This window comes from Chloroflexota bacterium (genome assembly GCA_016875535.1).
Classification (GTDB): Bacteria; Chloroflexota; Dehalococcoidia; order SHYB01; family SHYB01; genus VGPF01.
In genome coordinates this window covers 12,289-37,690 of sequence record VGPF01000022.1, presented here as the reverse complement: position 1 = coordinate 37,690, position 25,402 = coordinate 12,289, and the positions used below count along the sequence as shown (strand labels likewise).

24 protein-coding genes are annotated in these 25,402 nt (G+C 64.6%); 18 read left to right on the top strand and 6 right to left on the bottom strand.

What is annotated here, in order from left to right; translation table 11 throughout:
- The coding region (locus FJ039_07555; GenBank protein MBM4406021.1) for a hypothetical protein at window positions 1-332 on the bottom strand (332 nt) is incomplete at its 3' end.
- Window positions 333-417: 85 nt separating this feature from the next.
- Here FJ039_07555 and FJ039_07550 point away from each other — a divergent pair.
- From FJ039_07550 to FJ039_07490, 13 genes are all read left to right on the top strand, one after another.
- The gene (locus FJ039_07550; GenBank protein ID MBM4406020.1) at window positions 418-1,476 is read left to right on the top strand and encodes a hypothetical protein; all 1,059 of its coding nucleotides are present in this window, start codon (window positions 418-420) and stop codon (window positions 1,474-1,476) included.
- Window positions 1,477-1,576: 100 nt separating this feature from the next.
- On the top strand, window positions 1,577-4,441 hold the full coding sequence (gene uvrA / locus FJ039_07545) for an excinuclease ABC subunit UvrA (protein MBM4406019.1): 2,865 nt from the start codon (window positions 1,577-1,579) through the stop codon (window positions 4,439-4,441).
- A gap of 134 nt (window positions 4,442-4,575) precedes the next feature.
- Window positions 4,576-4,950, top strand: a complete 375-nt coding sequence (locus FJ039_07540; GenBank protein ID MBM4406018.1) for an NADH-quinone oxidoreductase subunit A — start codon at window positions 4,576-4,578, stop codon at window positions 4,948-4,950.
- A complete protein-coding gene (locus tag FJ039_07535) occupies window positions 4,947-5,495 on the top strand; it encodes an NADH-quinone oxidoreductase subunit B (protein MBM4406017.1) in 549 nt (182 codons plus the stop codon). The genes FJ039_07540 and FJ039_07535 overlap by 4 nt, the downstream gene beginning before the upstream one ends.
- A 2-nt stretch (window positions 5,496-5,497) precedes the next feature.
- A complete protein-coding gene (locus FJ039_07530; GenBank protein ID MBM4406016.1) occupies window positions 5,498-6,046 on the top strand; it encodes an NADH-quinone oxidoreductase subunit C in 549 nt (182 codons plus the stop codon).
- On the top strand, window positions 6,036-7,157 hold the full coding sequence (locus FJ039_07525; protein ID MBM4406015.1) for an NADH-quinone oxidoreductase subunit D: 1,122 nt from the start codon (window positions 6,036-6,038) through the stop codon (window positions 7,155-7,157). Before FJ039_07530 ends, FJ039_07525 begins: the two co-directional genes overlap by 11 nt.
- The gene (nuoH, locus tag FJ039_07520; protein MBM4406014.1) at window positions 7,154-8,272 is read left to right on the top strand and encodes an NADH-quinone oxidoreductase subunit NuoH; all 1,119 of its coding nucleotides are present in this window, start codon (window positions 7,154-7,156) and stop codon (window positions 8,270-8,272) included. Before FJ039_07525 ends, nuoH begins: the two co-directional genes overlap by 4 nt.
- Window positions 8,269-8,757: a 4Fe-4S dicluster domain-containing protein gene (locus FJ039_07515; protein MBM4406013.1), complete on the top strand. Its 489-nt coding sequence runs from the start codon at window positions 8,269-8,271 to the stop codon at window positions 8,755-8,757. Before nuoH ends, FJ039_07515 begins: the two co-directional genes overlap by 4 nt.
- A complete protein-coding gene (locus FJ039_07510) occupies window positions 8,757-9,248 on the top strand; it encodes an NADH-quinone oxidoreductase subunit J (protein MBM4406012.1) in 492 nt (163 codons plus the stop codon). Before FJ039_07515 ends, FJ039_07510 begins: the two co-directional genes overlap by 1 nt.
- Entirely contained in the window at window positions 9,245-9,553 is a 309-nt protein-coding gene (gene nuoK / locus FJ039_07505; protein ID MBM4406011.1) for an NADH-quinone oxidoreductase subunit NuoK, read from the top strand. The genes FJ039_07510 and nuoK overlap by 4 nt, the downstream gene beginning before the upstream one ends.
- 28 nt (window positions 9,554-9,581) lie before the next feature.
- On the top strand, window positions 9,582-11,456 hold the full coding sequence (gene nuoL / locus FJ039_07500; GenBank protein ID MBM4406010.1) for an NADH-quinone oxidoreductase subunit L: 1,875 nt from the start codon (window positions 9,582-9,584) through the stop codon (window positions 11,454-11,456).
- Between the two features lie 10 nt (window positions 11,457-11,466).
- Entirely contained in the window at window positions 11,467-12,936 is a 1,470-nt protein-coding gene (locus FJ039_07495; GenBank protein MBM4406009.1) for an NADH-quinone oxidoreductase subunit M, read from the top strand.
- Window positions 12,933-14,366 (top strand): NADH-quinone oxidoreductase subunit N, encoded by a 1,434-nt coding sequence (locus FJ039_07490; GenBank protein MBM4406008.1) that lies wholly within the window; start codon window positions 12,933-12,935, stop codon window positions 14,364-14,366. Before FJ039_07495 ends, FJ039_07490 begins: the two co-directional genes overlap by 4 nt.
- On the opposite strand, the gene FJ039_07485 is transcribed toward FJ039_07490, so the two are convergent.
- The 5 genes from FJ039_07485 to FJ039_07465 are packed head-to-tail and all read right to left on the bottom strand — an operon-like array spanning window position 14,363 to window position 20,400.
- Window positions 14,363-15,391 carry a hypothetical protein gene (locus tag FJ039_07485; protein ID MBM4406007.1) on the bottom strand — a complete coding sequence of 343 codons (1,029 nt, stop codon included), beginning with the start codon at window positions 15,389-15,391 and terminating at the stop codon, window positions 14,363-14,365. The genes FJ039_07490 and FJ039_07485 overlap by 4 nt on opposite strands.
- Before the next feature lies 1 nt (window position 15,392).
- Entirely contained in the window at window positions 15,393-16,601 is a 1,209-nt protein-coding gene (locus FJ039_07480) for a CoA transferase (protein MBM4406006.1), read from the bottom strand.
- A gap of 13 nt (window positions 16,602-16,614) precedes the next feature.
- Window positions 16,615-17,829, bottom strand: coding sequence for a CoA transferase (locus tag FJ039_07475; protein MBM4406005.1), 1,215 nt, complete (start codon window positions 17,827-17,829; stop codon window positions 16,615-16,617).
- 25 nt (window positions 17,830-17,854) lie between these two features.
- Window positions 17,855-19,066, bottom strand: a complete 1,212-nt coding sequence (locus FJ039_07470) for a CoA transferase (protein MBM4406004.1) — start codon at window positions 19,064-19,066, stop codon at window positions 17,855-17,857.
- Complete coding sequence (locus FJ039_07465; GenBank protein ID MBM4406003.1) at window positions 19,063-20,400, bottom strand: CoA transferase; 1,338 nt, start codon at window positions 20,398-20,400, stop codon at window positions 19,063-19,065. Before FJ039_07465 ends, FJ039_07470 begins: the two co-directional genes overlap by 4 nt.
- 319 nt (window positions 20,401-20,719) lie before the next feature.
- Between FJ039_07465 and pyrR the strand changes: the two genes are divergently transcribed.
- Genes pyrR through FJ039_07440 form a run of 5 tightly spaced genes read left to right on the top strand, consistent with a single transcriptional unit; the run spans window position 20,720 to window position 25,400 of the window.
- Window positions 20,720-21,283, top strand: a complete 564-nt coding sequence (gene pyrR / locus FJ039_07460) for a bifunctional pyr operon transcriptional regulator/uracil phosphoribosyltransferase PyrR (protein MBM4406002.1) — start codon at window positions 20,720-20,722, stop codon at window positions 21,281-21,283.
- Window positions 21,280-22,287 carry an aspartate carbamoyltransferase catalytic subunit gene (locus FJ039_07455; protein MBM4406001.1) on the top strand — a complete coding sequence of 336 codons (1,008 nt, stop codon included), beginning with the start codon at window positions 21,280-21,282 and terminating at the stop codon, window positions 22,285-22,287. The genes pyrR and FJ039_07455 overlap by 4 nt, the downstream gene beginning before the upstream one ends.
- A complete protein-coding gene (locus FJ039_07450) occupies window positions 22,284-23,615 on the top strand; it encodes a dihydroorotase (protein ID MBM4406000.1) in 1,332 nt (443 codons plus the stop codon). Before FJ039_07455 ends, FJ039_07450 begins: the two co-directional genes overlap by 4 nt.
- Window positions 23,605-24,720: a glutamine-hydrolyzing carbamoyl-phosphate synthase small subunit gene (carA, locus tag FJ039_07445; protein MBM4405999.1), complete on the top strand. Its 1,116-nt coding sequence runs from the start codon at window positions 23,605-23,607 to the stop codon at window positions 24,718-24,720. Before FJ039_07450 ends, carA begins: the two co-directional genes overlap by 11 nt.
- 2 nt (window positions 24,721-24,722) lie before the next feature.
- Window positions 24,723-25,400 (top strand): uracil-DNA glycosylase, encoded by a 678-nt coding sequence (locus FJ039_07440; protein MBM4405998.1) that lies wholly within the window; start codon window positions 24,723-24,725, stop codon window positions 25,398-25,400.
- The last annotated feature ends 2 nt before the right edge of the window (window positions 25,401-25,402 follow it).

Sequence of the window (25,402 nt, the reverse complement as noted above, 5' to 3'; positions counted from 1 at the left end):
GCTTTCGTATTGCCGCAAAAGGGCGGTGGCGGCAGTTCCGGTGGGGGCCAATCTGGAGGCGGGGGCCAGTCGGGCGGGAGCCAAGGTGGCGGAAGCCAAGGCGGAGGCCAGTCAAGCGGTGGGGGCCAATCTGGAGGTGGGGGCCAGTCGGGCGGGAACCAGGGTGGTGGGAATGCCGGTGGTAGTAGCCAGGGCGGCGGTAACGCAAGCGGCGGACAGACCGAGAGTCGCGGCCAGGGTGGGGGCAGTTCACAGGCTAACCAGACGCCGCAGCCTCCGGGCCAGGCGCGCGCTGGATTGCGCTCCGATACAGCGATCAGCTCGCGTGGCACAGGGAAGGACAGCAGAGGCAGCGACGTTCAATCGCGGAATGACGATGTACGTCTCGGGCGCGTAGGGGAGACGCTCGTCCTCCCGGTGAACGTGCCGCGCGGCGAGCGGCTCGCGAATTTCACCGACTCAGAGAGCGGCATCACCGTCCGCCAAGAGGGCGACCGCGCCGTTGTGACGATTCCCCGGCGAGACGCCGATGGCCGCCCGGTGATGAATATCATCGCCCGGACCCGTTCCCTGGAAGGCGATGGGCAGAACGCCAGCGGCCAGATCGAGCAATTGGAGCTGGAGGTCCCGCGGCGCGAGGTTGATCTTTCGGCGCAGGATGCGCGGGTGGGCCGAGGCGGAGCGGGAGTGGTGGCCACGCTCTCCTCCATCCCGGACAACGCGACCTTCACGATGACGATCGAGAAGGCGCCGAATGAGCAGGCGAACCGGCAAATCACCCAGGCGATGAACCAGAACGCCCGCCCCGTGCGGGACGTGGCCTTTGCCGCGAACTTCATCAAGCAGAACCTTGATGGCGTCGTCGGCCCGGCGGTGGTGACGCTCACGGTGGGACGCGCCTGGGTCATCCAGTTCGGCATCGAGAACGTTCAAGTTGTGCGTATCGCGGACGACGGCTCAACGCAGGTGTTGAACCCAACACCGGAGGATTCGAACGCCGACCCGGTGACGTTCAACGTCAACTCGCCGAACGGCCTCTCCACCTTCGCGCTCGTGGCCGCCGAAGAGGGGCGGCGCAGCCAGCCGACGCCCACGGCGACGCCGGTGCCGACGCGCACGCCTACTCCAACCCCGGCTCCAACAGCCACGCCCACGCCACAGCCGTCCCCGATTCCAACGCCGACCCCGCGGCCTGCGCCTACGGCAACGGTACCGCCCCTGCCGACGGCCACGGGCACGCCAGCCTCTACGGCTGCGGCAGGCGAATCGCCTTCAGCAACGGCGACGCCCTTGCCGTCAGCTACGCCTATCGCGGCGGTTATCGCTCAAACGCCGCCACCCACTGATACCCCGGAGAAATCGGGCGGCGGCGGATGCAGCGCCGCCCGAGGCGCATCCCAGACCGCCGATCTCGGCTGGCTCGCCATCGGCCTCGTCCTGCCGGGGCTCTTCTTCGCCCGGCGCATGCGCCGCTAGCCAAGAGCGGCGGCGTCTTTCGCCCTGCCATATGACCGTTGTTTGGGTCGTGCGATGGTTGTTACAATAGCCGTTACCCTTCCGATAGGTGCTTCCCCGCATGCCGCACGATTCCATCTTCGTCAAAGGCGCCCGCGAGCATAACCTCAAGAACATTGATGTCACGATCCCCCGGGACAAGCTGGTGGTCATCACCGGCCTCTCCGGCTCCGGCAAAAGCTCCCTCGCCTTCGATACGATCTACGCCGAAGGCCAGCGCCGCTATGTGGAATCGCTCTCGGCCTACGCCCGCCAGTTCCTGGGGCGCATGGAGAAGCCGGACGTTGACTATATAGACGGCCTCAGCCCGGCCATCTCCATTGACCAGAAAGGCACGAGCCACAACCCGCGCTCCATCGTGGGCACCGTCACCGAGATCTACGATTACCTGCGCCTCATCTTCGCCCGGGTGGGCAAGCCCCACTGTCCCAAGTGCGGCCGCCCGGTGGCCCAGCAGACCGTCCAGCAGATCGTGGACGCCGTTATGGCCCTGCCCAAGGGCTCGCGATTCCTGGTGCTGGCGCCCCTGGTGCGGCACAAGAAGGGCGAGCACCATGCCATCTTTGAAGACCTGCGCAAGGGCGGCTATGCCCGGGTCCGTGTCAACGGCAAGGTCCACGAGCTGACAGAGACGATAGACCTGGATAAGAAGAAGTGGCATGACATCGAAGCCGTTGTTGACCGCCTCGCGATCACGGACGACGCAGCAGGCAACCGCCAGCGCATCACGGACTCTATCGAGACGGCGCTGAAGCTGGCCCAGGGCGTCGCGCAGGCCTCTGTGGTAGACGGTAAAGAGCTGGTCTTTTCTGAGAAAGCGGCCTGCCCGGAGCATGGCTCCATAGGCCTGCCGGAGATCGAGCCGCGCACCTTCAGCTTCAACAGCCCCCACGGCGCATGTCCGGCCTGCACCGGCCTTGGGCACAAGCTGGAGGTGGACCCGGACCTGGTGGTGAAGAACAAGGAGCTGAGCCTGGCGGAGGGAGCCATCGAGCCCTGGGCGCGCGCAGGCTCCATGAGCCCCTGGTACGCCAGCATCCTGGAGGCGCTGGCCAGGGAGAGCGGCTTTTCGCCCAAGGACCCGTTCAAGAAGCTCACCAAGGCCCAGCAAGATCTGATCCTGAACGGCGATGGCGAGCGCTCAGTCATGGTGCGCCACGTGGCGAAGAACGGGCGCGTCTTCAACTTTCCCCAGAAGTTCGAAGGGGTGATGCCCAGCCTTCAGCGCCGCTATATGGAGACGGAGTCCGATTGGGTGCGCTCGGAGATCGAGCAGTACATGACGGCGCGGCCCTGCACCGTCTGCGAGGGGAAGCGCCTCAAGCCGGAGACGCTCTCCGTCCTCATCGGCGGCAGGCACATCATGCAGGTCACCGGCATGTCCGTGACGGACGCGATGAAGTGGACGGAGGCCCTGCGCGGGACGAACGGGACCAAGGCCATCCTCAACCAGCGCGAGCAGACTATCGCCAATCAGATCATCAAGGAGATCCAGAGCCGACTGAAGTTCCTGCTGGACATCGGTCTCGACTACCTCACCCTCGATCGCTCCGCCGGAACTCTGAGCGGCGGCGAGGCCCAGCGCATCAGGCTGGCGACGCAGATCGGCAGCGGCCTCATGGGGGTCCTGTACGTCTGCGATGAGCCGTCCATCGGCCTCCACGCCGCCGATAACGCGCGCCTGGTGAAGACGCTCCTGCGCCTGCGGGACCTCGGCAACACTGTCATCGTGGTGGAGCACGATGAGGCGGTGATGCGCGCCGCCGATTGGATCGTGGACATGGGACCCGGCGCGGGAGAGAACGGCGGGCGCATCGTGGCCCAGGGGCCGGTCACCGTCATCGAAAAGTCGAAGGACTCCCTCACGGGCCAGTACCTGAGCGGGAGAAAGATCATCCCCGTGCCGGAGAGGCGCCGCCCGGGCAACGGCAAGTTCATCAAGGTCAAGGGCGCGCGGGAGAACAACCTGAAGCAGGTGAATGTAGATATCCCCCTGGGGATGCTCGTCTGTGTCACCGGCGTCTCCGGCAGCGGCAAAAGCACCCTTATCAATGACATCCTGTATAAGAAGCTGGCGCAGTCCTTCTACCACGCCCGCGACCGGGCGGGCGCCCACGATGCCATCACCGGGCTTGAGCACATAGACAAGGTGGTGGATATAGACCAATCGCCCATCGGCAGGACGCCGCGCAGCAACCCGGCCACGTACACCGGCGCATTCGGACCCATCCGCGATCTCTTCGCCAGCGTCCCGGAGGCCAAGGCCCGGAGCTACACGCCGGGGCGTTTTTCCTTCAATGTGAAGGGCGGCCGATGTGAGGCCTGCGCCGGGGAAGGCTATGTGCGCATCGAGATGCAGTTCCTGCCGGATGTGACGGTGCCCTGTGAAGTCTGCAACGGCCGCCGCTATAACCGGGAGGCCCTGGAGATCCTGTTCAAGGGCAAGAGCATCGCGGACGTGCTGGATATGACGGTGGCGGAGGCCCAGCAGTTCTTCGCCAATATTCCCTCAGTGAACAACAAGCTGGAGACGATGCGCGATGTGGGCCTGGGCTATATCCGCCTGGGGCAGCCGGCGACCACGCTGAGCGGCGGCGAGGCCCAGCGCATCAAGCTCAGCACGGAGCTCTCGCGGCGCTCCACGGGCCGCACCCTCTATATCCTGGACGAGCCGACCACCGGCCTCTCCTTTGAGGACTCCTACGCATTACTGCGTGTATTGCATCGTCTTGTAGACGGCGGCAACACGGTGGTCCTCATCGAGCATCACCTCGACCTGATCAAGAACGCCGATTGGCTCATAGACCTCGGCCCCGGCGCGGGGGATAAGGGCGGGCAGCTGGTGGCGGCGGGCACTCCCGAGCAGGTGGCCAAGAACCCCAAGTCGGTCACGGGCGGGTGGATCAAGCCGCTGCTGGCGAAGTGATAGCCTGTATTCATGATTTCTGATTCATAGTTCCGATTGCGACTCCACCGCCTGCGTGCTATGATTTGCCCGCGTTCCGAACCTGTTGACGGCGGTCTGCAGCCCGCCTGAGCCCGCCGCTGGAGAGACCCTTCGTGCACGGCGACTACTTCAAGGACTACACGGCGGTCCTCATCGCCACCATCGCCGGCGCCGTCATGGTCGTCGGCGGCTTCGTCGCCGCCCTCGTTCTCTCGCCTCGCGCGCGCTCCAAGCTGAAGAGCCTCCCCTACGAATGCGGCATCGTGCCCGAGGGCCGGCATTGGACCCAGATGCACTTCCGCTATTACTTTTTCGCCATTCTCTTCCTTATCTTTGACGTGGAGGCCGTCTTCCTCTTCCCCTGGGCCGTCGTCTTCCTCAGCCCGGCCCTCAGCTCCGCCGTCTTCTACGCCATGATGATCTTCATCGGCATCCTGCTCTTCGGACTCTTCTATTGCTGGAAGAAGGGCTTGCTCCAATGGAAATGAACAAGGACGAGCGCCCGCGCGTCGCCGCCAAAGAGCTGACGCTGGTCAGTCCCAACAAGTACTGGCCCGGCGAGAGCCTTCTCCACAAGAGCGGCGCGCCCGGCATCATCACCGGCAAGGTGGACGAGCTGGTGGCGATGGCGCGCAAGTCGTCGCTGTGGCCCATGACCTTCGGCCTCGCCTGCTGCGCCATCGAGATGATCAGCACCTACATGGCGCACCATGATTTGGACCGCTTCGGCATCGTGCCGTGGCCTTCGCCCAGGCAATCGGACGTGATGATCGTGGCGGGCACGGTCGTGAAGAAGATGGCGGAGCCCATCAAGCTCCTGTACGAGCAGATGCCGTCGCCCAAGTGGGTCATCGCCATGGGCAGCTGCGCCACCTGCGGCGGGCCGTACACGCGCTCCTACTCGGTGGTCATGGGCGTGGACAAGATCGTGCCTGTGGACATCTACGTCCCCGGCTGTCCGCCACGGCCGGAGGCGCTGATGGACGGCCTCATCAAGTTGCAAGAGAAGATCATGCGCGAGGGGAAGAGGTAGCCGTGTCCGCCCCTCCACCCAAAGGCGCCGGCGCGCCCGTCAAGGCCGACCCCAAGATGGAGGCGCTTTTGAAAGAGGCTTATGCCTCCTTCGGCGCGACCTTCGGCTATGCCGTGGATGAAGTCACGGTGCTGGTGCCCAGGGAGCGCATCGTGGAGGCGGCGCGGCTGGCGAAGGGCGACGACCGCCTCAAGTGCGATTACCTTCGCTGCCTCGCCGTCGTGGAATACCCGGACAAGTTCCAGGCCTCCTACATGCTGTGGTCCACGAGCCTGGGGCACAAGTTCATGCTGAAGGCCGATGCGCCGAAGAGCGACGCGGCGATTCCATCCGTGACCTCCGTCTGGCGCGGCGCCGACTGGCACGAGCGCGAAGGATCTGAGCTCTTCGGCGTCACCTTCACCGGTCACCCGAACCTCAAGCACCTCCTTCTCTTCGATGCATTCGACGGCAAGTTTCCCATGCGGAAAGACTTCCCGTACGAAGAGGTGCAGGACTGGACGCCCGAGGTGGAGCTGCGCTGGCTCAAGGAAAAAGAAGATGCCCGTTGAGCACGACCTGCGCACGGTGGACATGCTGCTCAACATGGGGCCGCAGCATCCCAGCACCCATGGCGTCTTCCGCATGGTCCTCCGCATAGACGGCGAGCGCGTCACCGATGTGGAGCCGCACATCGGCTACCTCCACCGCGGCTCCGAGAAGCTCTGCGAGCGCGAGAACTACCGCCAGATCGTCACCCTCTTCGACCGGCTCGACTATCTCTCCAACTTCAACAACGAGCTCGGATTTGTGATGGCCGCTGAAAAGCTCATGGGCATCGAAGCGCCGGAGCGGGCGCAGTTCATCCGCGTGATCCTCTGCGAGCTGAACCGCATCTCCAGCCACATGATGTTCTACGGCGCCTATGGAGCGGATGTCGGCGTCTTCGGCACTTCGTTCATGTACGGCTTCCGCGAGCGCGAGACGATCCAGCAGCTCTTCGAATCGGTCACCGGCGCGCGCATGATGCACTCCTATTTCCGTGTCGGCGGCGTCTTCCAAGACACGCCCGACGGATTCGAAGCGGCGGCCGGCAAGCTGCTTTCCCAACTAAAGCGCTCGGTGGAGGAGTGCGATAGGCTTCTGACGAAGAATGAGATATTCCTGGAGCGCACGCGCGGCGTCGGCGCGATCAGCGCCGCCGATGCCGTTGACTACGGCATGAGCGGCCCCTGCCTCCGCGCCTGCGGCGTGGCCCAGGACGTGCGGCTCATCGAGCCGTACCTGACCTACAACCGTTTCGATTGGGATATCCCCCTGGGAAAGAAGGGCGATTGCTGGGACCGCTACTGGGTGCGGCTGGAGGAGGTCCGCCAGTCTATCGCCATCATCGAGCAGGCGCTGAAGCTGATGCCCAAGGGGCCCATCCAAGCGCCGGTGGCCAAGTTTGGCTTCGTGAAGCCGCCGGTGGGCGAAGCCTACTTCCGCGCGGAGAACCCGCGCGGCGAGTTCGGCGTTTACCTGGTGAGCGATGGCAAGACGTCGCCCTATCGCGTGAAGATCCGCGGGCCGTCCTTCGTGAATCTCATGGCCCTGCGCCAGATGACCGTGGGCCACTACATCGCCGATGCCGTCGTCATCCTCGGCTCGCTCGATATCGTCCTCGGCGAGGTGGACCGATGACCTGGGCGGACATGGGCTGGCTCATCCTCGCTATCGTCATCTTCATCGGCTTCATCACCATCGTCGTCCTTGGGCTCACCTACGGCGAGCGCAAGATCATCGCGCGCTTCCAGCAGCGCCTGGGCCCCACGCGCACCGGCCCCTTCGGCCTCCTTCAGCCGGTGGCCGATGCCCTCAAGCTACTGGCGAAGGAGGACTTCATCCCCGGGAGCGTGGATCGCCTGAGCTTCTGGATCGCGCCCATCGTGGTCTTCGTTCCCGCCTTCATCGCCTGGGTGACGATCCCCTTCACCAGGGACATCGTCATCAGCAACATGGAGTTCGGCATCTTCTACATCCTCGCCGTCTCCGGCCTTTCCACGGCGGGCCTGCTGATGGCGGGCTGGGGCTCCTTCAACAAGTACGCGATGCTTGGCGCTGTGCGCTCCGCCGCGCAGCTCATCAGCTATGAGCTGCCTCTGGTCGTCGGCGTCTTGGGCGTCGTCATGATTTCCGGCTCCCTGGACCTCAAGGTTATCGTCGCGGAGCAGGACGGCCTCTGGTTCGCCTTCATGCAGCCCATCGCGCTCGTCCTCTTTCTCATCGCGGGCCTCGCCGAAGTCGCCCGCGCGCCATTTGATATCCCCGTGGCCGAGTCCGAAGTCGTCGGCGGGCCATTTGTCGAATACAGCGGCATGCACTGGTCCATGTTCTCCCTGGCGGAGTATGCCAACACCTTCGCCGTCGCCGTGCTGGCCACGATCCTCTTCCTGGGCGGCTGGCGCGGCCCCGGGCCCGATTCCGGATGGGGCCAGGACGTGATGATGGCCTTCTGGTTCCTGCTCAAGACCTCCCTGGTGCTGCTGGCGATCTTCTGGGTCCGCGCCACCGTGCCGCGCCTGCGCATAGACCAGCTGATGTCGCTGGCCTGGGTCGTTCTTTTGCCCCTGGCCTTCGTCAATATGATCCTCACGGCCTTCTACCTTTATTACGATTGGCCCGATTGGACGATGGTCGCGATCTCCTTCGCAGTGCTGGCCGCCATCGGCATCGCCTATCAGCGCCGGCGCGTCAGCCGCCTGGCGACCATCGAAACGGCGAAGGTGCGCGTCCGCCAGGGGAAGGTGGTCGCATGATCGGCCTCCTCAAGTCCCTGGGCGTCACGTTGAAGCGCACCCTCCGCAAGCCCGTCACGGTGCAGTACCCCGGCGAGCACATCACCCTTTCCAAGCGCAATCTGGGCTTCCCCGTTCTTCTGTGGGATGACAACGTGGACGAGCCTGCCTGCACTGGCTGTCAGGTCTGCATGCGCTACTGCCCCACAGAGTGCATGACAGTCACGATGAAGGACAACCCCCTGGCGAAAGAGGGCAAGAGCGCCCGCAAGAAGATCGTGGACAACTTCCAGATCAAGATGGAGCGCTGCATCCTCTGCGGCATCTGCGTGGAGGTCTGCAACTTTGACGCTATCCTGATGTCCGATTATCACGAGGAGGGCGATATCACCCGGGGCGGCCTCATCGCCAAGAAGGAAGACCTCTTCCGCATGGGGCGGGACTTCCAGAAGCGCGCGGGCATCGTCGTCGGCAGCGCCGGGGACAAGAAAGAGGAGGGCGCGTAGTGGTCGAGCTGGCGATGTTCGTCGTCGTCTCCGCGATCGCCGTTATCGGCGGGATCGGGACCGTCATCTCCCGCAGCGTCGTCTACGCCTCGCTCTTCCTCCTGCTGAGCCTCCTCGCCGTCGCAGGTATCTATGTCCTCATCTTCTCGCCCTTCCTCGCCCTGGTGCAGGTCCTCATCTATGGCGGCGCCATCATCGTCGTCGTTCTCTTCGCTCTCATGCTCACCCGCCGCGGCGAGCCGGGCGAGAGCCTGGACAACCGCCAGAAGCCCATGGCGGCGGTCACGGGACTGGCTGCTCTCGGCGTCCTGCTCGCCACGGTCATCGCCAACAAGTGGCCCGCCTCCGTTGACCCTCAGCCCGCCGCCTTCCGCGACCTCAGCGAGACGCTCTTCAGCAAGTGGGCCATCCCCTTCGAGCTGGCCTCCGTCCTCCTCCTCGTCGCCCTGGTGGGCGCCATCGTCATGGCGAAGCCGGGGGACCAGAAATGATCGAGCTCGAATACGTTCTGGCTGTCTCAGCCATCCTCTTTTGCCTCGGGCTGTATGGGGTGCTGGCGCGCCGCAACGCCATCATGATCCTCCTCTCCATCGAGCTGATGCTGAACGCCGTCAATATCAACCTCATCGCCTTTGCCGTCTATCTCTCTCCGGAGGCGATGACCGGGCTTATCTTCGCGATCTTCATCATCACCGTCGCCGCGGCGGAGGTCGGCCTGGCGCTCGCCATCGTCCTGCGGCTCTTCAAGAGCCGCGCCAGCGTCAACGTGGACGACGTCAATCTCATGAAATGGTGACCAGCTCCGTGCGAAAGGACGCAACAACGTGTCGCTAGGGATGGAATGGGCCTGGCTCTTGCCTGCCGTCTGCGCCGGCGCGTGCGGCCTGGTTGTCCTGTGCGGCAGGCGTCTGCCGAACCAGGGCGCGTGGATCGCCATCGCTGCCATCGCCGCCGCCTTCGCCCTCTTTTGGCCTGTGACGTCCGACCTGGTAAGCAACGGGCCGTCCAGCTTCTCCCGCGTCTGGTTCGATGCCGGGGAGACGCGCCTGCGCCTGGGCATGACGATTGACCAGCTCACCATCGTGATGCTGGGCCTGGTGACCTCAGTCGCCCTGGCCGTGCAAGTCTTCTCCCTGGGCTATATGAAGGGCGACCCGCGCATCGGCTGGTACTTCTCCGCCCACTCCCTCTTCGCCGCCGCCATGCTCGCCCTCGTCTTGGCGGACAACCTCCTCGTCTTCTACGTCGCCTGGGAACTGGTGGGCCTCTGCTCCTATCTCCTCATCGGCTTCTGGTATGAGAAGCACTCGGCGGCGGAGGCGGCCAAGAAGGCCTTCGTCACCACGCGCATCGCCGATGTGGCCCTCCTGGCGGGCATCCTCACGCTCTACAAGGTGACGGGCACCTTAGAGCTATCGGCTATCTTTGAGATGGCGCACGCGGGGGAGATCAGCCATACGGCGATGAACCTCTCCGCAACCCTTATCTTCATCGGCGCGATGGGCAAGTCGGCACAGGTTCCCTTCCACGTCTGGCTCCCTGATGCCATGGAGGGCCCCACGCCGGTCAGCGCCCTCATCCACGCCGCCACGATGGTGGCCGCGGGCGTCTACCTCGTTGCGCGGATGGCGCCGCTGCTGGAGCTGACGCCCGGGGTCGTGGACCTCATCGCGTACATCGGGCTTGCCACCGCCATCGTCGGCGCGGTGCTTGCTTTCGTCCAGAACGACCTCAAAAAGGTTCTGGCCTATTCCACCATCAGCCAGCTCGGCTTCATGATGCTGGCGATGGGCTCCTTCGGCTTCACAGCCGGCATCTTCCATCTCCTCACCCACGGTTTCTTCAAGGCCCTTCTCTTCCTCGGCGCAGGGAGCATCATCCACGCGATGCACGAAGAGCAGGACATACGGAAGATGGGCGGCCTCGGGAACCGTTTGCCGGTGACCTATCTCACCTTCGCCTTCGCCGCGCTCACCCTTATCGGCATCTTTCCCTTGAGCGGCTTTTGGAGCAAGGACGAGGCGATGTTCGCCATCCTTGAGCATCGGGGGACCTTGTGGTTCTCAGCCGCCCTCGTGGCCGTGGGCATGACGGGCCTTTACGTTGTGCGGATGGTGGCCCTTGTCTTCTGGGGCGAAGCGCGCTCGGATATGGCGTGGCACGCCCACGAATCGCCGATCGTGATGGTAGTGCCGATGGTCGGCCTTCTGGTCCCGGCGGTGGGCCTTGGCATGCTGGCGATCCCGTATGGCGATTACGAGGGTTTCGGTTCCTTCCTCTTCTTCCCTCCCGAGGGTCCGCACGAGTTCAAGTTCCACGCCATCGTCTTCTCCACCTCTCTTGCCGTCGCCTTCTCCGCCGCCATCGTGGGGCGCATCCTCTTCTATGCCCCCTCAGGCTTGCCTCTCTCCTACGTGCAGGCGCGCCTGCCGACCTTCTACCGACTGTTGGAGGAGAAGCTCTATTTCGATCGGTTCTACCAGTGGTTGGTTGACCGTGTGGTGCTCGTCTTCTCGTCCATCATCGCCAGATTCGATAGGCGCGTGGTCAACGATATCGGCGTCAACGGCCCGGGCCAAGTGACCGTCTGGGGCGGGAAGCTTCTTCGCTATCACGAAACGGGCGTTGTCTCCGCCTATGTCTGGACCATCGCCGCCACCGCCATGGCCATCATCCTGATCGTTATTACGACCACGTAAGGGGACTCCACTGGACGGCTTCTTGCTTCTCTCTCTCATTCTTATCCCCGCCGTCGCGACGGGTGCGATTCTGCTGTTGCCCGGCTCCAAGCCGCACATCATCCGGTGGGTCTCCGTCGCCTTCAGCGCGCTGGGACTCTTCGTCTCTATCCTCGCCTTCGCCGGCTATGACTACGGCAAAGGCGGCTACCAGTTTCAAGAGCAATGGGAGTGGATGCGGAGTCTCGGCATCTCCTTCCACCTGGGCATAGACGGCATCTCCGCGCCCATGGTGCTCCTCACGGGCATCGTCTTTTTCACGGGCGCCGTTGTCTCCTGGAGCATCAAGGAGCGCCTCAAGGAGTATTTCATCCTCTTCATGGTGCTCGTCACGGGGGTCTACGGCACCTTCGTCTCCCTTGATCTTTTCTTCCTCTTCTTCTTCTATGAGCTGGCCGTCCTACCGATGTACCTCCTCATCGCCGTCTGGGGCAGCACGCGCAAGGAGTACGGCGCTCTCAAGCTGACGCTGTTCCTGGTGGCGGGCAGCATCCTTGTCTGGGTCGCCCTCGTCGCCATTTACGCCGAGGCGAACATCGGCAGCTTCGACTTGCTCAAGCTGCAAGACGTGGAGTTCGCGAAGGACTTCCAGCGGAACTTCTTCCCGCTCCTTATGATCGGCTTCGGCGTCCTCGCGGGCCTCTGGCCATTCCACACCTGGTCGCCGGATGGCCACGTCGCCGCGCCCACCGCCGTCAGCATGCTCCACGCGGGCGTCCTTATGAAACTGGGGGCCTACGGCATCATCCGCGTCGGCCTCACGCTCTTTCCTGACGGCGCCGACTCCTGGCAGACCGCCTTCATCGTCCTCGCCACCGTCAACGTCGTCTATGGGGCGTTCGCCGCCATGACGCAGAAGGACCTCAAGTTCGTCATCGGCTATTCCAGCGTCGGCCACATGGGGTTGGTGCTCATGGGCATCGCCACCATGGACAAGGTCGGCATGAGCGGCGCGGTCTTGCAGATGTTCTCCCACGGCATCATGACGGCTCTCTTCTTCGCCCTTGTCGGCATCCTCTATGAGCAGTCCCACACCAGGGATATAAGTGTCTTTCAAGGCCTCTCCAAGCGCATGGGGCTTGTGGCCGCCTTCTTCATCGTCGCGGGCCTTGCCTCCCTCGGTCTGCCCGGCACCAGCGGCTTCGTCGCCGAGTTCCTTGTCTTCGCCGGGGCCTTCAAGACCTATCCGGTCGCAGGCGTCCTCGGCATCATCGCCGCCATGCTCACCGCCGTCTACATCCTGCGCCTGGTAGCCAAGGTCTTCTATGGCCCTCTGGCAAAGTCCTGGGAGAGGCTGCGCGATGCCGACCTTCGCGAGCGCTTCGCGGCCGGAACGCTGGTCGCCGTCCTCATCATCGTCGGCGTGATGCCCTCGCCCCTTATGAAGGTCATCAACAGCGGCGTGGATACCCTGGTTGATCGGTTGAGCGCAGGCCTATGAACGTTGACTTCTCACTCTTCATCCCGGAGTTCACCATGGCGGGCGTCGCCCTGCTGGTGATGGCGGCCGATCTCTTCCTGCGGGAAGAGCGGAAGCACTGGCTCGCCTACCTCGCTTTGGCCGGCATACTCGGCGCCATCGCGACCGTCTTCCCTGTGGCAGGCGAGGATGCCGAGCAGTACGGCGGCCTCTTCCTTATAGACCGCTACGCCGCCTTCTTCAAGATCTTCCTCTTGACGGCGGGCGCATCCATGGTGCTGGCCTCCGTGGAGCACGTTCGCGTCAAGCTCACTCATCCCGGCGAGTTCTACGGCCTCCTCCTCTTCTCCATCCTCGCGATGATGGCGATGGTCTCCGCCGGAGAGCTGCTCACCGCCTACATCTCCCTGGAGCTTTTCAGCTTCTGTCTCTACATCCTTGCCGGATATAACTTTACCCGCCCCAAGTCCGTCGAAGCGGGCATCAAATACATCCTGATCGGCGCCTTCTCCTCCGCGATGCTCCTTTACGGCATCAGTCTCATCTATGGCGCGACGGGCACGACGGTCTTCGCGGAGATCGCCGCTGCGCTGGACAGCGGGGCCGATTCGCAGATCGCCTTGGTCGCGGGCATCGTCCTCGTCCTCGTCGGCTTCGGCTTCAAGGTCACGGCCGTCCCCTTCCACATGTGGGCGCCCGATGTCTATGAAGGCGCGCCGACTCCGGTGACCGGCTACCTGGCGGTCGTCTCCAAGGCCGTGAGCTTCGCCCTGCTTCTGCGCCTCTTCTCCCTGGCCTTCGGCCCTGCGCTGGATGATTGGCGACCCATCGTGGCGGGCCTGGCTGCTGCGAGTATCCTCCTCGGTAACCTGGTGGCCACGGCGCAGGCCAACATCAAGCGCATGCTCGCCTATTCCAGCATCGGCAACGCAGGCTATCTCCTGATGGGCATCGCCGCCTTTTCACCCCTGGCCGCCAACGGCCTTGTCTTCCACCTCATCGGGTATTCCGCCGCCAACTTCGCCGTCTTCGCCTGTGTCATCGCCTATGAGAATCTGACAGGCAAGGAGCTGATAGACGACTTCAAGGGCCTAGCGAAGCGTCAGCCCTTCCTGGCCCTGGTCATGAGCGCAGGCATGTTCTCCCTGGCGGGCCTGCCGGTCTTTGCGGGCTTCGCGACGAAGTTCTACCTCTTCACCGCCGCCGCCGACGCAGGCCTGCTCTGGCTGGTCATCATCGCGACGCTGGGCAGTCTCGTGTCGCTCTATTACTACCTGATGGTCATCAAGGCCATCTACATGGAAGAGCCGGCCGAGGGCGCCCCGCTCAGGCTCACGCTTCCCATCGGGGGCGTCGTGGCGGCCCTTGGCTTCGCCACCCTCTTCTTCGGCGTCTACCCTGGGCCGATGCTCACCCTCATCGAGCAGGCCACCCGCGCGCTGGGGCTTTAGCCTCTGCGCCGTGCGCCTGTGGCGCGCTCCATGGGCATCGTGCAATCGCTCGCCTGCAGATCGCGACGCAGGCCCGAGAACTTCGGAAAGATGAACTCGCCCCTATCGTTCAGCTCGCCGAAAAGCACGTGCGCGACGGCTTGTGGCTTGCACCAATACAGCAGCTTGCCGATCCGGGGCGCCCTCCCGAACGGGCAGGAATCTGACTGGAGCTGCGGCAGCAGGGCTGAAAGTTCGTCGCGGGAGGCTTTGTCGAATCCGCCTGAGACAGAACCCGCGTAGCGCAATCGCTTTCCCTGATAGACGCCAAGGAGCAGGCTCTCGAAGCCCTTCTGCCCGCGTCCGCTTGCCATCGTGTACCCCGCGATCACCGCGTCCGCCGAGCGCCGCTCCCGTATCGCCACCCAGTGGCGGCTGCGCCTGCCTGGAACGTAGAGGCTCTCCCGGTGCTTCGCGACGACGCCCTCCATCCCGAGGGCCACCGCCGCCTCATAGAGCGCCACGCCGTCCGTCTCCCGGGTGAGCGTCGGCTGCACGGCCTCCGTGGCGCGCACCGCGCCGAGCAGAAGCTCCTTCCGCTTCGCCAGGGGCTTCTCCAGCACCGGGCGGTAGCCGTGGTAGAGGATGTCCCACACATGAAAGGTCAGCGGCGCGCGCGACCGCCTGCGATTCCCCGGCTTGAGGCGCTCCAGCACCAGGGCGACGTTCGGCATGCCCAACCTGTCCCGCGCGACCAGCTCGCCATCCAGCACGACGCCGTCAATCGTGACCGCCTCCGTGAGCCCATCGGTGATCTCCGGGAAGGCCTCTGCCAACCTGCCGTCCTCGCCTATCTGGAGCCGCATCGTCCCGTGGTCGAAGTAGGCGATGGCGCGGAGGCCGCCGCGCAACGGCTCGAAGATCCACTTCGGCGAATCGAAGGGCTCGAACGATGGTGTGGCGAGCATCGGCTTGATGCCGGCGGGAAGGCCGGCCAGCGCGAAGGCAGTCTGGCGCACGGCGAGGGGTGATAGCTGCTGCGGCACGTTAGTAAAGGACCTTTTCCTGTTCGAGTATCGTGACGCGCTCCGGGGCCATGCCCAGGACGTCACAGAAGATTTTGTGGTTGTCCTGGCCGATGCTCGGCGCGGCCCGCCGGACGCCCCCGGGCGTCTTGGAGAGCCGCCACGGCATTCCGGCGATCGTCTCGCGCCCTAGGCGGTGCTCCACTTCCACCCAATTGTTGCGCGCGTTGAAATGTTTGTCCAGAAAGGTCTCCTGGATGCTGAGCGCCGGGAAGGCGGCCACGCCCTTCGCTTGCAGCATCGCCCCGGCGGCGTAATGCTCTTGGCCCTTCGCCCACTCCCGGATGGCCGCGTCAATTGCATCGTGATGCATCTGCCTGCCGTACAGGTCGCCGTAGCGCTCGTCATTCGCCATGTCTTCTCGGCCCATCACCTCGCAGAGCGCGTGCCACTCTTCGTCCGTCTTCACCGCGATGGTGAGCCAGTCGTCGTCCCCGGCGCATTTGTAACAGCCGTGGGGCGCCAGCATCTCATCCCGGTTTCCGCGCCACCGCTGGATGCGCCCGTTCATCGCGTAGTCAATCATCGGCCCGCTTGCCATGGTGACGCCCGCCTCCCACTGGCCCAGATCAATATACTGGCCCTTCCCCGTCTTCGCCCGGTGGCGCAGCGCCGTCAGCACCGCGAAGGCCCCGTAGATGCCCATCAAGGGGTCAGGGATCGTGGTGCCGTAGCGCATCGGCCTGTCTTCGCCGATGTATCCCTGGTAGCCGTCAAGGCTCGCGAGGCAGCTGATGATGTTGCCGTAGGTGACGATATTGTGGAGCGGCCCCGTCTGTCCTGCGGCGGAAAGGGAAATCATCACCACGTCCGGTCGCAGTTTGCGGAGGCCTGCATAGCCCAGGCCGAGGGACTCCATGAACCCCGGCGAGAAGTTCTCTATGACTACGTCCGCCGAGCGCACTAAGTCCTGCGCCATGGCGAAGCCGCGTTTGTCCTTAAGGTCCAGGCTGACGCCGTAGTTGTTGCGCAGCGTATTGTGCGCGTAGAGCGCTTCGTACGGCTGATCTTTCAGCAGCGGCGGCAGCAGCCGGATGATATCCGGGCGCTTCTTCGTCTCGATCTTGATGACCTCGGCGCCCATATCGGCCAGGGTCGTTCCCAGGATGGGCGCGGCCCACACCCAGCCGAAGTTCACCACGCGCAGGTTCGCCAGGGGATAGCGTGTCATCGTGTCGGCTCCATCAGATGATGCCCGTCCTTCGCATATCGGTGAGGTCCACGCCGCTGAAGCCCAGGAGGCCGCTCAGGATTTCCTTGTTGTGCGCTCCCAGCATCGGCGCAGGCCGTTGGATGCGCCACGGCGTCTCCGAAAAGCGGTAGGGCGCGCCCGGCATCCGAACCGTCCCGGCCTTCGGGTGCGCGACCTCTTGGAAAAAGCCGCGAGCCTCCAAGTGCGGGTGGTGCAGCAGGTCCTTCGGCGTGTAGAGCGGCCCTGCGGGCACGCGCTCCGCCTGGAGCATCTGGAAAAGCTCATCGTTCGTGTGCGATTTCCACCAGGGGTCCATCAGCTCGTACATCATGTCCGCCACCTCCGCGCGCTGCCACGAGGGTACGTTGAAGACCGGGTCCTCCGTCCACTGGGGGTTTCCCATGGCGCGCTTGATCCCCACCCACTGCTGGTCCTCCATCACCAGGAGGCACATGAAGCCGTCCTTCGTCTTGAAGAGCCCCGCGGGGGCGCCGCCGCGCAGGATGTCCCCCGCGCGGGAGGAGGTCTCCCCCGTAAGGTGGTAGAGCGTGACCAGTTGGTAGCCCAGGATGTGCGTGGCCAGGCATTCCACCTGGGAAAGGTCCACCAGCTGCCCTTCGCCTGTCAGGTCACGCGCCGCCAGGGCCAGCATCGTCGCCGTTGCCGCGCTGATCGCGCCCCAGTGGTCGGCGTGGTACCACGCGCCGCGCAGCGGCTCCTCTTTCTCGCGGCCCGCGAATCGGGGGCCGACCCCCGAGCCGTGCCACGCCGTCATGTCGTATCCCTTGTAATCTTTGTACGGCCCCGTCTGCCCAAAGGTTGAGATCGAAGTCATCACCAGGCGCGGGTTGATCCGCTCCAGCCGTTCGTAGTCCAGCCCCAGCTCGCGCATCACCCCCGGCTGCTGGTTTTCGATGAGCACATCCGCATCGGCGATGAGGGCTTTGATGATGTCCAGGCCCGTCGCGGTGCGCGGGTTCACCGTGATGCCGCGCTTGTTGGCGTTCATATAGAGGAAGAGGCCGCTCTTCTCCAGGTGGGGGATATCGCCTGGGAAGGGCCCGAAGCGCCGCGAATCGTCGCCCACCTTCGGCTCTTCGGTCTTAATGACCTCTGCCCCCAGGTCCGCCATCAGCTTGGCGCAGAACGGGGCCGAGATGAAGCTGCCGAACTCGATGATTTTCAGGCCGCTGAGTGCCGAGGGCATCGCTATCCTTTGCCGGTGGTGGTGGTTAGACTACTCCCGCCTGGGCCATCTTGACCAGGGAATGCTTTGCGTACCCCAGCCGCTCGCACAAGATTTCCTCGTTGTGCTGGCCCAAGGTCGGCGCAGGCGCCGCCTTCCAGGGGGCCTTCGCCGGCCGGAAGGGCGCGCCTGGGTAGGTGTGGCGTCCGGCGATGGGGTGCGTGATCTCCGCGAAGGCCCCGCGCTCACGGAAGTGCCGATCGTTGAACAGGTCTTCCATCGTGTTCACCGGCGTTCCTGCCACGTCCGGGCACCCTTCCATCACCTCGCGCTTCGTCTTGGAGAGGATCCAGGGTAGGAAATACGCGTCGAACGCATCGAACATGTCCATGTTGTAGAAGTTCGGCCCCGCGAACCTCGGGTCGGCGATCAGCTCTGGGTGGCCTATGATCTGGCAGAAGCGCGACCACCAGTGCGGCTGCGCAGCCGTGAAGTGCGCGTAGCCGTCCGCGCATGGGCCCGCGCCGAAGGGCAGGAGCGTGAAGCGCCGCGAGTGCGCCCGGCGGAAGGCCGAATCCCCTGAGTAGGCGATGCCCAATAGGCACTGCCCATTCCTATCGGGAGAGGCGAGCTGTCCCTCCATGATCGAGTAATCAATGTGCTGGCCTGGGCTTCCCTCGCGCACGCCGTACCACGTCGCCAGCGTCACCGCCGCCGCCAGGTTCCCCGCCTGGAAGAGCGTCACTGTTCCCCCGAGCTTCAACGGCCCCAGCTCCGGCACGCCGGTGGAGTGCATCGAAGCGCCGATGGCATAGGCTGTCAGCTCGGTCACCCGGTAGTCGCGATACGGCCCCCACTGGCCGAAGTTGGAGATGGAGGTCATAACGGCCTTCGGGTTCATCTCGCGCACCGCCGATGGGCCGAAGCCCAACGCCTCGGCGGCCCCTGGCCGGAAGCCCTCGACGACAATCTCCGCCGACGCGATAAGGCGCCGCAGGATGCCCTTCCCCGTCTCTGATTTCAGATCGAGCGTCACACTCTTCTTGCTCGTGTTGAGCGTGAGGAAGAGGCCGCTCGTCTCGTGGTGCGGTCTATCGCCCGGGAACGGCCCCCGCGAGCGCATCATATCGCCTACGCCGGGCCGCTCGATCTTGATCACCTCTGCGCCGTAATCGGCCAGGAGCTTGGTGCAGTACGGGCCGCTGATCCCCTGGGTGAGGTCAACCACGCGCACGCCCGAAAGCAGCGATGCCGTCATGATGTCCCCACCGTCATGGCCGCTGCGTCATACCGCTTCCCGATGTGCTTCTCCTCCTTGAATCGCCGCATCTCCGCCGCGCTGTAGCCAAGCAGATGCCCGTACACATAGCGGTTGTGCTCGCCCAGCATCGGCCCCGGCGACCGCACGTGAATCGGCGTCTCGGATAGGCGGAAGCCGCGCGTTGGGTGCAGGTGGACGCCCGCATCCGGCTCGGCCACCAACTCGTAGAAGCCGCGCTCCGTCAGGTGCGGGTCGTAGTGCGCCTCTTCGTACTTCAGCACCGGCATCGCCGTGATCCCGGCGGCCTGCAGCGTCGCCGGCGCTTTGTAGGCGTCGTGCTGCTGCGTCCACGCTGCGATGATGCCGTCGAGCTCATCGTGGTTCCGCCTGCGGGCGATCACCGTCTTGAACCTGAGGTCCTTCGCCAGGGATGGTTGGCCTATCGTGGCGCAGAAGGCCGCCCACTGCGCGTCCGATTCGATGGAGATGGCGATCCACTGGTCCTCGCCCTTCGCCTTGTAGGCCCCCTGCGGCGTCATCGCGGTGTCGCGGTTTCCCAGGGACGTTTGGGAGCGCCCGTTCATCGAATAGTCCATGAATGCCTGGGTCAGGTGCGGGATCATGTTCTCCGCCTGGGACATGTCAATGAACTGTCCCTCCCCGGTGCGGCGCCGGTGCTCCAGCGCCGCCACAAGCGCGAAGACTGCGCTCGCCCCAGCGGCGGCGTCGCTGTGGAAGACCACAAAGGTCATGCTCGGGTCCGCATCCGGGTAGCCGCGCAGCCATGTATGGCCCACCACGGCCTCCGTGTTCGCGCCGAAGCCCTTGAAGTTGGCATACGGCCCGGTGGTCCCGTACGCCGGCGCGGAGAGATAGATGATGTCCGGCCTTACCTTCCGCACTTCGTCGTAGCCGATGCCCAGCTTCTTCAGCGTGGAGTTGCGGTTGTTCTCCAGGAGCACATCGCTCGTTGCGATGAGGCGCATCATGATCTCGCGCCCCTGCGCCTTCGTCAGGTCAACCGTCGCCGCCAGCTTCTGCCGCGCGGCGAAGTTGAAATAGCTGTAGCGGTTCCAGGGGCGTTCGCCCGGGTCGCGGTCCACGTAGTACGCGCCGCGCGGCGACGAGATGACGTTCGGCGGGGGGTTCGGGTGCCCGCGCGTCATGTGTCCCGGCGTGGTCACCGATTCCACGCGGATCACCTCGGCGCCTAGGTCGCCGAAGATCATCGAGGCGAAGGGCCCTGCCCAAACAACGGTGATATCCAGGAGGCGGATGCCGTGCAGCGGAAGCCGTTCCACAACCACCTCAGGTGGGCAGGTTCGCCACATACTAGGAGCCGGGTATAGCAGTGTCAAGGCGCATTGCTGCGGGAAAAAGCAAGCAGCTTAGTCTTTCGCTGGTTGCCTATCCTCAGAATCTGTGTTCTTTGTGTGATTTGTGGATGGATCTCTATTTCCCTCCTGCATTTGCCTTCGCGCCCGCGCGAGTGGTACAATCTTCCGCGAATCGAGCCCCTTTAAGCTGGTCCTGCGAGGCTGGCAAGGAAGCCGAAGATGTTCGCTCACCGCTCACATGCGGGCGCACCCTGCCCGCCCATAGCTGCGAAGGGACAAGACCTTCTGCGAGTGTTGCAGGAGGTCTTTTTGTATGCCTGAGAAGGTACTGCTCTCAGCGGACGAAGTCCTTCGCGCCATGCGCCGCATCGCCCACGAGATCGTCGAGCGGAATCGCGGCGCGCAAGACCTCGTCTTCGTCGGCATCATGTCCCGCGGCGTCCCCATCGCCAAGCGCCTCGCTGCCCTCATCAAGGAGTTTGAAGGGGCCGATGTCCCTGTCGGCTCCCTCGATATCGGCCTCTACCGCGACGACGTGCTCCAGGGCGCAAGCCCCCAGCTGCGCAAGACGGACATCCCCGGCAACCTCCAGGGCAAACGCGTCATCTTGGTGGACGATGTCCTCTACACCGGGCGCACCATCCGCGCCGCCATGGACGCAGTCATGGACTTCGGCAGGCCCAAGGCCGTCCAGCTCGCCGTCCTCGTGGATCGCGGCCATCGCGAGCTGCCCATTAGGGCCGATTACGTCGGCAAGAATGTTCCCACTGCCCAGCAGGAAGAGGTGCAGGTCAAACTCAAAGAGTCGGATGGGCTGGACCAAGTCGTCATCGTGGAAGCGGCAAGCGGGAAGCAAGGGCCTGGAGGGAATCAATGACATCCACAAAGCCTGCGGGACAGCAAGCCTCTCGGCAAGCGGCGAAGGCGGCCCTCCCGCCCCGCAAGCACGTCCTCGATCTCGACGACTTCTCACCCGAGGAGATCAGCCAGATTCTCGGCACGGCCGATGTCCTTTCGGAAGTCCTCAGCCGCCCCATCAGCAAAGTGCCCACCCTGCGCGGCAAGACCGTCCTCACCTTCTTCCTGGAGCCCAGCACCCGCACCCGCGCCTCCTTCGAGCGCGCCGCCAAGGCCCTCAGCGCCGATACCATCAACCTCTCCGGCACGGAGAGCAGCGCCAAGAAAGGCGAGTCCCTCATAGACACCGCCCGCACCATGCAGGCCATGGGCGCCGATATCATCATCATGCGCCATTCCATGTCCGGCGCGCCCTACCTCCTGGCCCAGCACACCAACCTCAGCGTCATCAACGCCGGCGATGGCTGGCACGCCCACCCGAGCCAGGCCCTCCTGGACCTCTACACCATCCGCGAAAAGTTTAAGAAGATCGCCGGGCTGAAAGTCGTGATCGTCGGCGATGTCCTCCACAGCCGCGTCGCCCGGTCCAACATCTGGGGCCTGCGCAAGATGGGCGCCGATGTCGTCCTCTCCTCGCCGCCCACGCTTCTGCCCGAGGAAGTTCTTGAAGCCTACGCAGGCGAGTTGCCCGGCCGTTTGATGACCGAGCCCAACTTAGACGCCGCTGTCGAAGGGGCCGATGTGGTCATGGCCCTCCGCATCCAGAAAGAACGCCTCGCCGCCGATGGCGCCATGAACCTTCGCGACTACATCCTCGCCTATCAGGTGAATGAAGAGCGCATGCACAGAGCCAAGCCCACGGCCATGCTCATGCACCCGGGGCCGATGAACGAAGGCGTGGAAGTCAGCCACGTCCTCGCCTATAGCGATCGCTCCCTTATAGAAACCCAGGTGAAGAACGGCGTGGCGGTGCGCATGGCCCTCCTCTACCGCCTTGTCGGCGCAAGCGAGGTGAGCGCATGAAGGGATCCCTCCTCATCCGCGGCGGCCGCGTGATAGACCCGGCCTCGCGCCTGGACGCCAAGGCCGACCTCTACATCAAGGATGGCCGCATCGAAGCTGTGCAGCAGGGCGGCGGCCTCGCCGTCCCCGAGGGAACGGCGTCCTTCGATGCCTCGGGCCTCGTCGTCTCCCCCGGCTTCGTGGACCTGCATGCCCACCTTCGTGAGCCGGGCCAGGAGCACAAAGAGACCATCGCCACCGGGACCAGGGCGGCGGCCAAGGGCGGCTTCACCACTGTCTGCGCCATGCCGAACACTGTCCCGGCTCAGGACTCCCGCTCTACCATCGAATTCGTCCAGTCCCGCGCCGCTGATACGGGCGCGGTGCGCGTCCTCGTCGTCTCCGCCGTCAGCAAAGGCCGCGCAGGCAAGGAGCTCGTCGAGATGGCGGAGCTGGCCAAGCTCGGCGTCGTCGGCTATTCGGACGACGGCAGCCCCGTCGGCGATGCGCAAATGATGCGCCACGCCCTCGCCTTCAGCAGGATGCTCGGCCTGCCCATCATGGATCACTGCGAAGATACCGCCCTCTGCCACGGCGGCGTCATGAATGAAGGCCGCGTCGCCACTCGGCTCGGCCTGCGCGGCATGCCCGTCGCCGGGGAAGAGACGATGGTGGCGCGCAACCTCATCCTCTCCAAGCTCACCGGCGGCCACGTCCACATCTGCCACCTGAGCGCCGCAGGCTCCGTGGAGCAGGTGCGGCGCGCCAAGGCCCAAGGCATCCGCGTCACCGCGGAGGCCACTCCCCACCATCTCACCCTGACGGATGAGCTGGTGACCGCCGGCGCGATGTATGACACCAACACCAAAGTGAACCCACCCCTGCGCACCGCCGCCGATGTGGAGGCCGTCCTCCAGGGCCTGCGCGAAGGCGTCATTGAAGCCATCGCCACCGACCACGCCCCCCACGCCGCCGAGGACAAGCTCTGCGAGTACGACCAGGCAGCCTTCGGCATCAGCGGCTTTGAGACTGCGATGGGCAGTCTTCTCTCCCTGGTTCACACGGGCAAGCTCACCTTTCCCGTCCTCATCGAGCGCCTCACCCTTGGCCCGGCGCGCATCATCGCACGCGAAAAAGACGGCATCGGCGCCCTGCGCCCCGGCGCTCCCGGCGATGTCGCCGTCACCGACCCCGATCTCTCGTGGACGGTAGACGCCAAGGCCTTCCTCTCCAAGGGCAAGAACTCGCCCCTCAACGGCAAGACCCTCAAGGGGAAAGTCGTGGCGACGGTCTATGGCGGCGCACTCATCTATCAAGAGCAAAGGCAGGCAACCACCCGTGGCAGATAAGGCCTACCTCATATTGGAAGACGGCGCCATCTTCGAGGGGACGGCCTTCGGCGCGGCCGTCGAAGTCGTCGGCGAGGTCGTCTTCAACACCAGCATGACCGGCTACCAGGAGATGCTTACTGATCCCTCCTACGGCGGCCAGATCGTCATGCCCACCTATCCGCTCATCGGGAACTACGGCATCAACGCCGATGACTTTGAATCCCGGCGCATCCAGGTGCGAGGCTTCATTGTGCGCGAGGACTGCGAAGAGCCCAGCCACTACCAGAGCGAGCGGACGCTGCATGAATATCTCCTGGCCCAGGGCGTTCCCGGCATCGCCGGGGCCGATACGCGCGCCGTCACCCGCCGCCTGCGCACCCGGGGCGTCATGATGGGCATGGTCACCCGCGATGCGCCGGATGCGGCCCTCAAGCGCCTGCAGAACGCCCCGCGCTACGGCAATACTGATTTCGTGAAGCTTGTGACTACGGAGGCTCCCTACGCCTGGAAAGAGCCGCCCCATGGCGAAGCGCCGCCCCTCTCCATCACCGTGGTGGATATGGGCGTGAAGTACAACATCCTCCGCAACTTGCAGTCCCGCGGCTGCCGCGTCCGCGTCGTCCCCTCCACCACCTCAGCCGAAGATATCCTCTCCACCGGGCCGGATGGCGTCCTCCTCTCCCCCGGCCCCGGCGACCCGGCGCTCCTTGGCTACGCCATCCAGTCGGCCAGGGGCATCATCGGCAAGCTCCCCATCTTCGGTATCTGCCTGGGGCACCAAGTGCTGGGCCATGCCTTCGGCGGGACCACCTTCAAGCTCAAGTTCGGCCATCGCGGCGGCAACCACCCGGTGAAAGACCTCAAGACCGGGCGCGTCTATATCACCGCCCAGAACCACGGCTACGCCGTGGACGGCGATACGGCTCCCAGGGGCGTGGAGATCACCCACATCAACTTGAACGATGGCACGGTAGAAGGTCTGCGCCACAAAGATCTCCCTGTCATGTCCATCCAGTACCACTCGGAGGCCGCTCCCGGCCCTCTGGACAACGTCGAGATGTTCGATCGCTTCGTCGAGATGGTCCGCGCGGAAGGCGGCGGGCGAAGGGCCAAGAGGAAGTAGCGATGGCGAAGGCGACCCTAACCCTGCGGAAAGGCGCGACGGAGGAGCAATACCTCTGGTTCAGCAACCTTGCCCAGCGCACCTACGAATGCGCCCTCTGCCCGCGCATGGAGCGCAACACCGCCGTCCTTGGCCCCCTGAACGGCAGGCTGGAGGCCCGACTCCTCGTCATCGGCGAAGCGCCCGGCCGCTTCGGCTCCGCCGTGACGCGCATCCCCTTCCACGGCGATCGCAGCGGCGAGAACTTCGAGAGTCTCCTGCCCCATGCGGGCCTGCGGCGCGAAGACCTCTTCATCGCCAACGCGGTGCAGTGCAACCCCAAGGACGGCAAGGGCCGCAATGATCGTCCCACACCCCAGGAGATGCGCAACTGCTCCGGCTACCTCCGCGAGCTCCTCGATATTGTCCGCCCGCCCTACGTCGTCACCCTCGGCCAGAAGGCCCTGGATGCCCTCCACCTCATCGAGCCCCACAAGATCGCACTCAAGGACAGCGTCGCCATCGCGACGCCCTGGCGCGGATGCAAAGTCGTTCCCCTTTATCACCCCAGCGGGCGCGCCATGGCCAAACGTCCCTTCCGTCAGCAGGCGAAGGACTATACGCGCCTCGGCCGCATCCTCCAGGCCGATCCTGACGGTAAATGGCCCGGCACGTTCACGGGGAATCTCCAAAGGATATAGAC

What these genes read in the sequence shown, in the direction of transcription:
- uvrA (MBM4406019.1), top strand. Translation starts at nt 1,577, where the DNA reads ATGCCGCACGATTCCATCTTCGTCAAAGGCGCCCGCGAGCATAACCTC.
- FJ039_07535 (MBM4406017.1), top strand. Translation starts at nt 4,947, where the DNA reads ATGAACAAGGACGAGCGCCCGCGCGTCGCCGCCAAAGAGCTGACGCTG.
- FJ039_07525 (MBM4406015.1), top strand. Translation starts at nt 6,036, where the DNA reads ATGCCCGTTGAGCACGACCTGCGCACGGTGGACATGCTGCTCAACATG.
- nuoH (MBM4406014.1), top strand. Translation starts at nt 7,154, where the DNA reads ATGACCTGGGCGGACATGGGCTGGCTCATCCTCGCTATCGTCATCTTC.
- FJ039_07515 (MBM4406013.1), top strand. Translation starts at nt 8,269, where the DNA reads ATGATCGGCCTCCTCAAGTCCCTGGGCGTCACGTTGAAGCGCACCCTC.
- nuoK (MBM4406011.1), top strand. Translation starts at nt 9,245, where the DNA reads ATGATCGAGCTCGAATACGTTCTGGCTGTCTCAGCCATCCTCTTTTGC.
- FJ039_07490 (MBM4406008.1), top strand. Translation starts at nt 12,933, where the DNA reads ATGAACGTTGACTTCTCACTCTTCATCCCGGAGTTCACCATGGCGGGC.
- FJ039_07480 (MBM4406006.1), bottom strand. Translation starts at nt 16,601, where the DNA reads ATGACACGCTATCCCCTGGCGAACCTGCGCGTGGTGAACTTCGGCTGG.
- FJ039_07475 (MBM4406005.1), bottom strand. Translation starts at nt 17,829, where the DNA reads ATGCCCTCGGCACTCAGCGGCCTGAAAATCATCGAGTTCGGCAGCTTC.
- FJ039_07470 (MBM4406004.1), bottom strand. Translation starts at nt 19,066, where the DNA reads ATGACGGCATCGCTGCTTTCGGGCGTGCGCGTGGTTGACCTCACCCAG.
- FJ039_07465 (MBM4406003.1), bottom strand. Translation starts at nt 20,400, where the DNA reads ATGTGGCGAACCTGCCCACCTGAGGTGGTTGTGGAACGGCTTCCGCTG.
- pyrR (MBM4406002.1), top strand. Translation starts at nt 20,720, where the DNA reads ATGCCTGAGAAGGTACTGCTCTCAGCGGACGAAGTCCTTCGCGCCATG.
- FJ039_07455 (MBM4406001.1), top strand. Translation starts at nt 21,280, where the DNA reads ATGACATCCACAAAGCCTGCGGGACAGCAAGCCTCTCGGCAAGCGGCG.
- FJ039_07450 (MBM4406000.1), top strand. Translation starts at nt 22,284, where the DNA reads ATGAAGGGATCCCTCCTCATCCGCGGCGGCCGCGTGATAGACCCGGCC.
- FJ039_07440 (MBM4405998.1), top strand. Translation starts at nt 24,723, where the DNA reads ATGGCGAAGGCGACCCTAACCCTGCGGAAAGGCGCGACGGAGGAGCAA.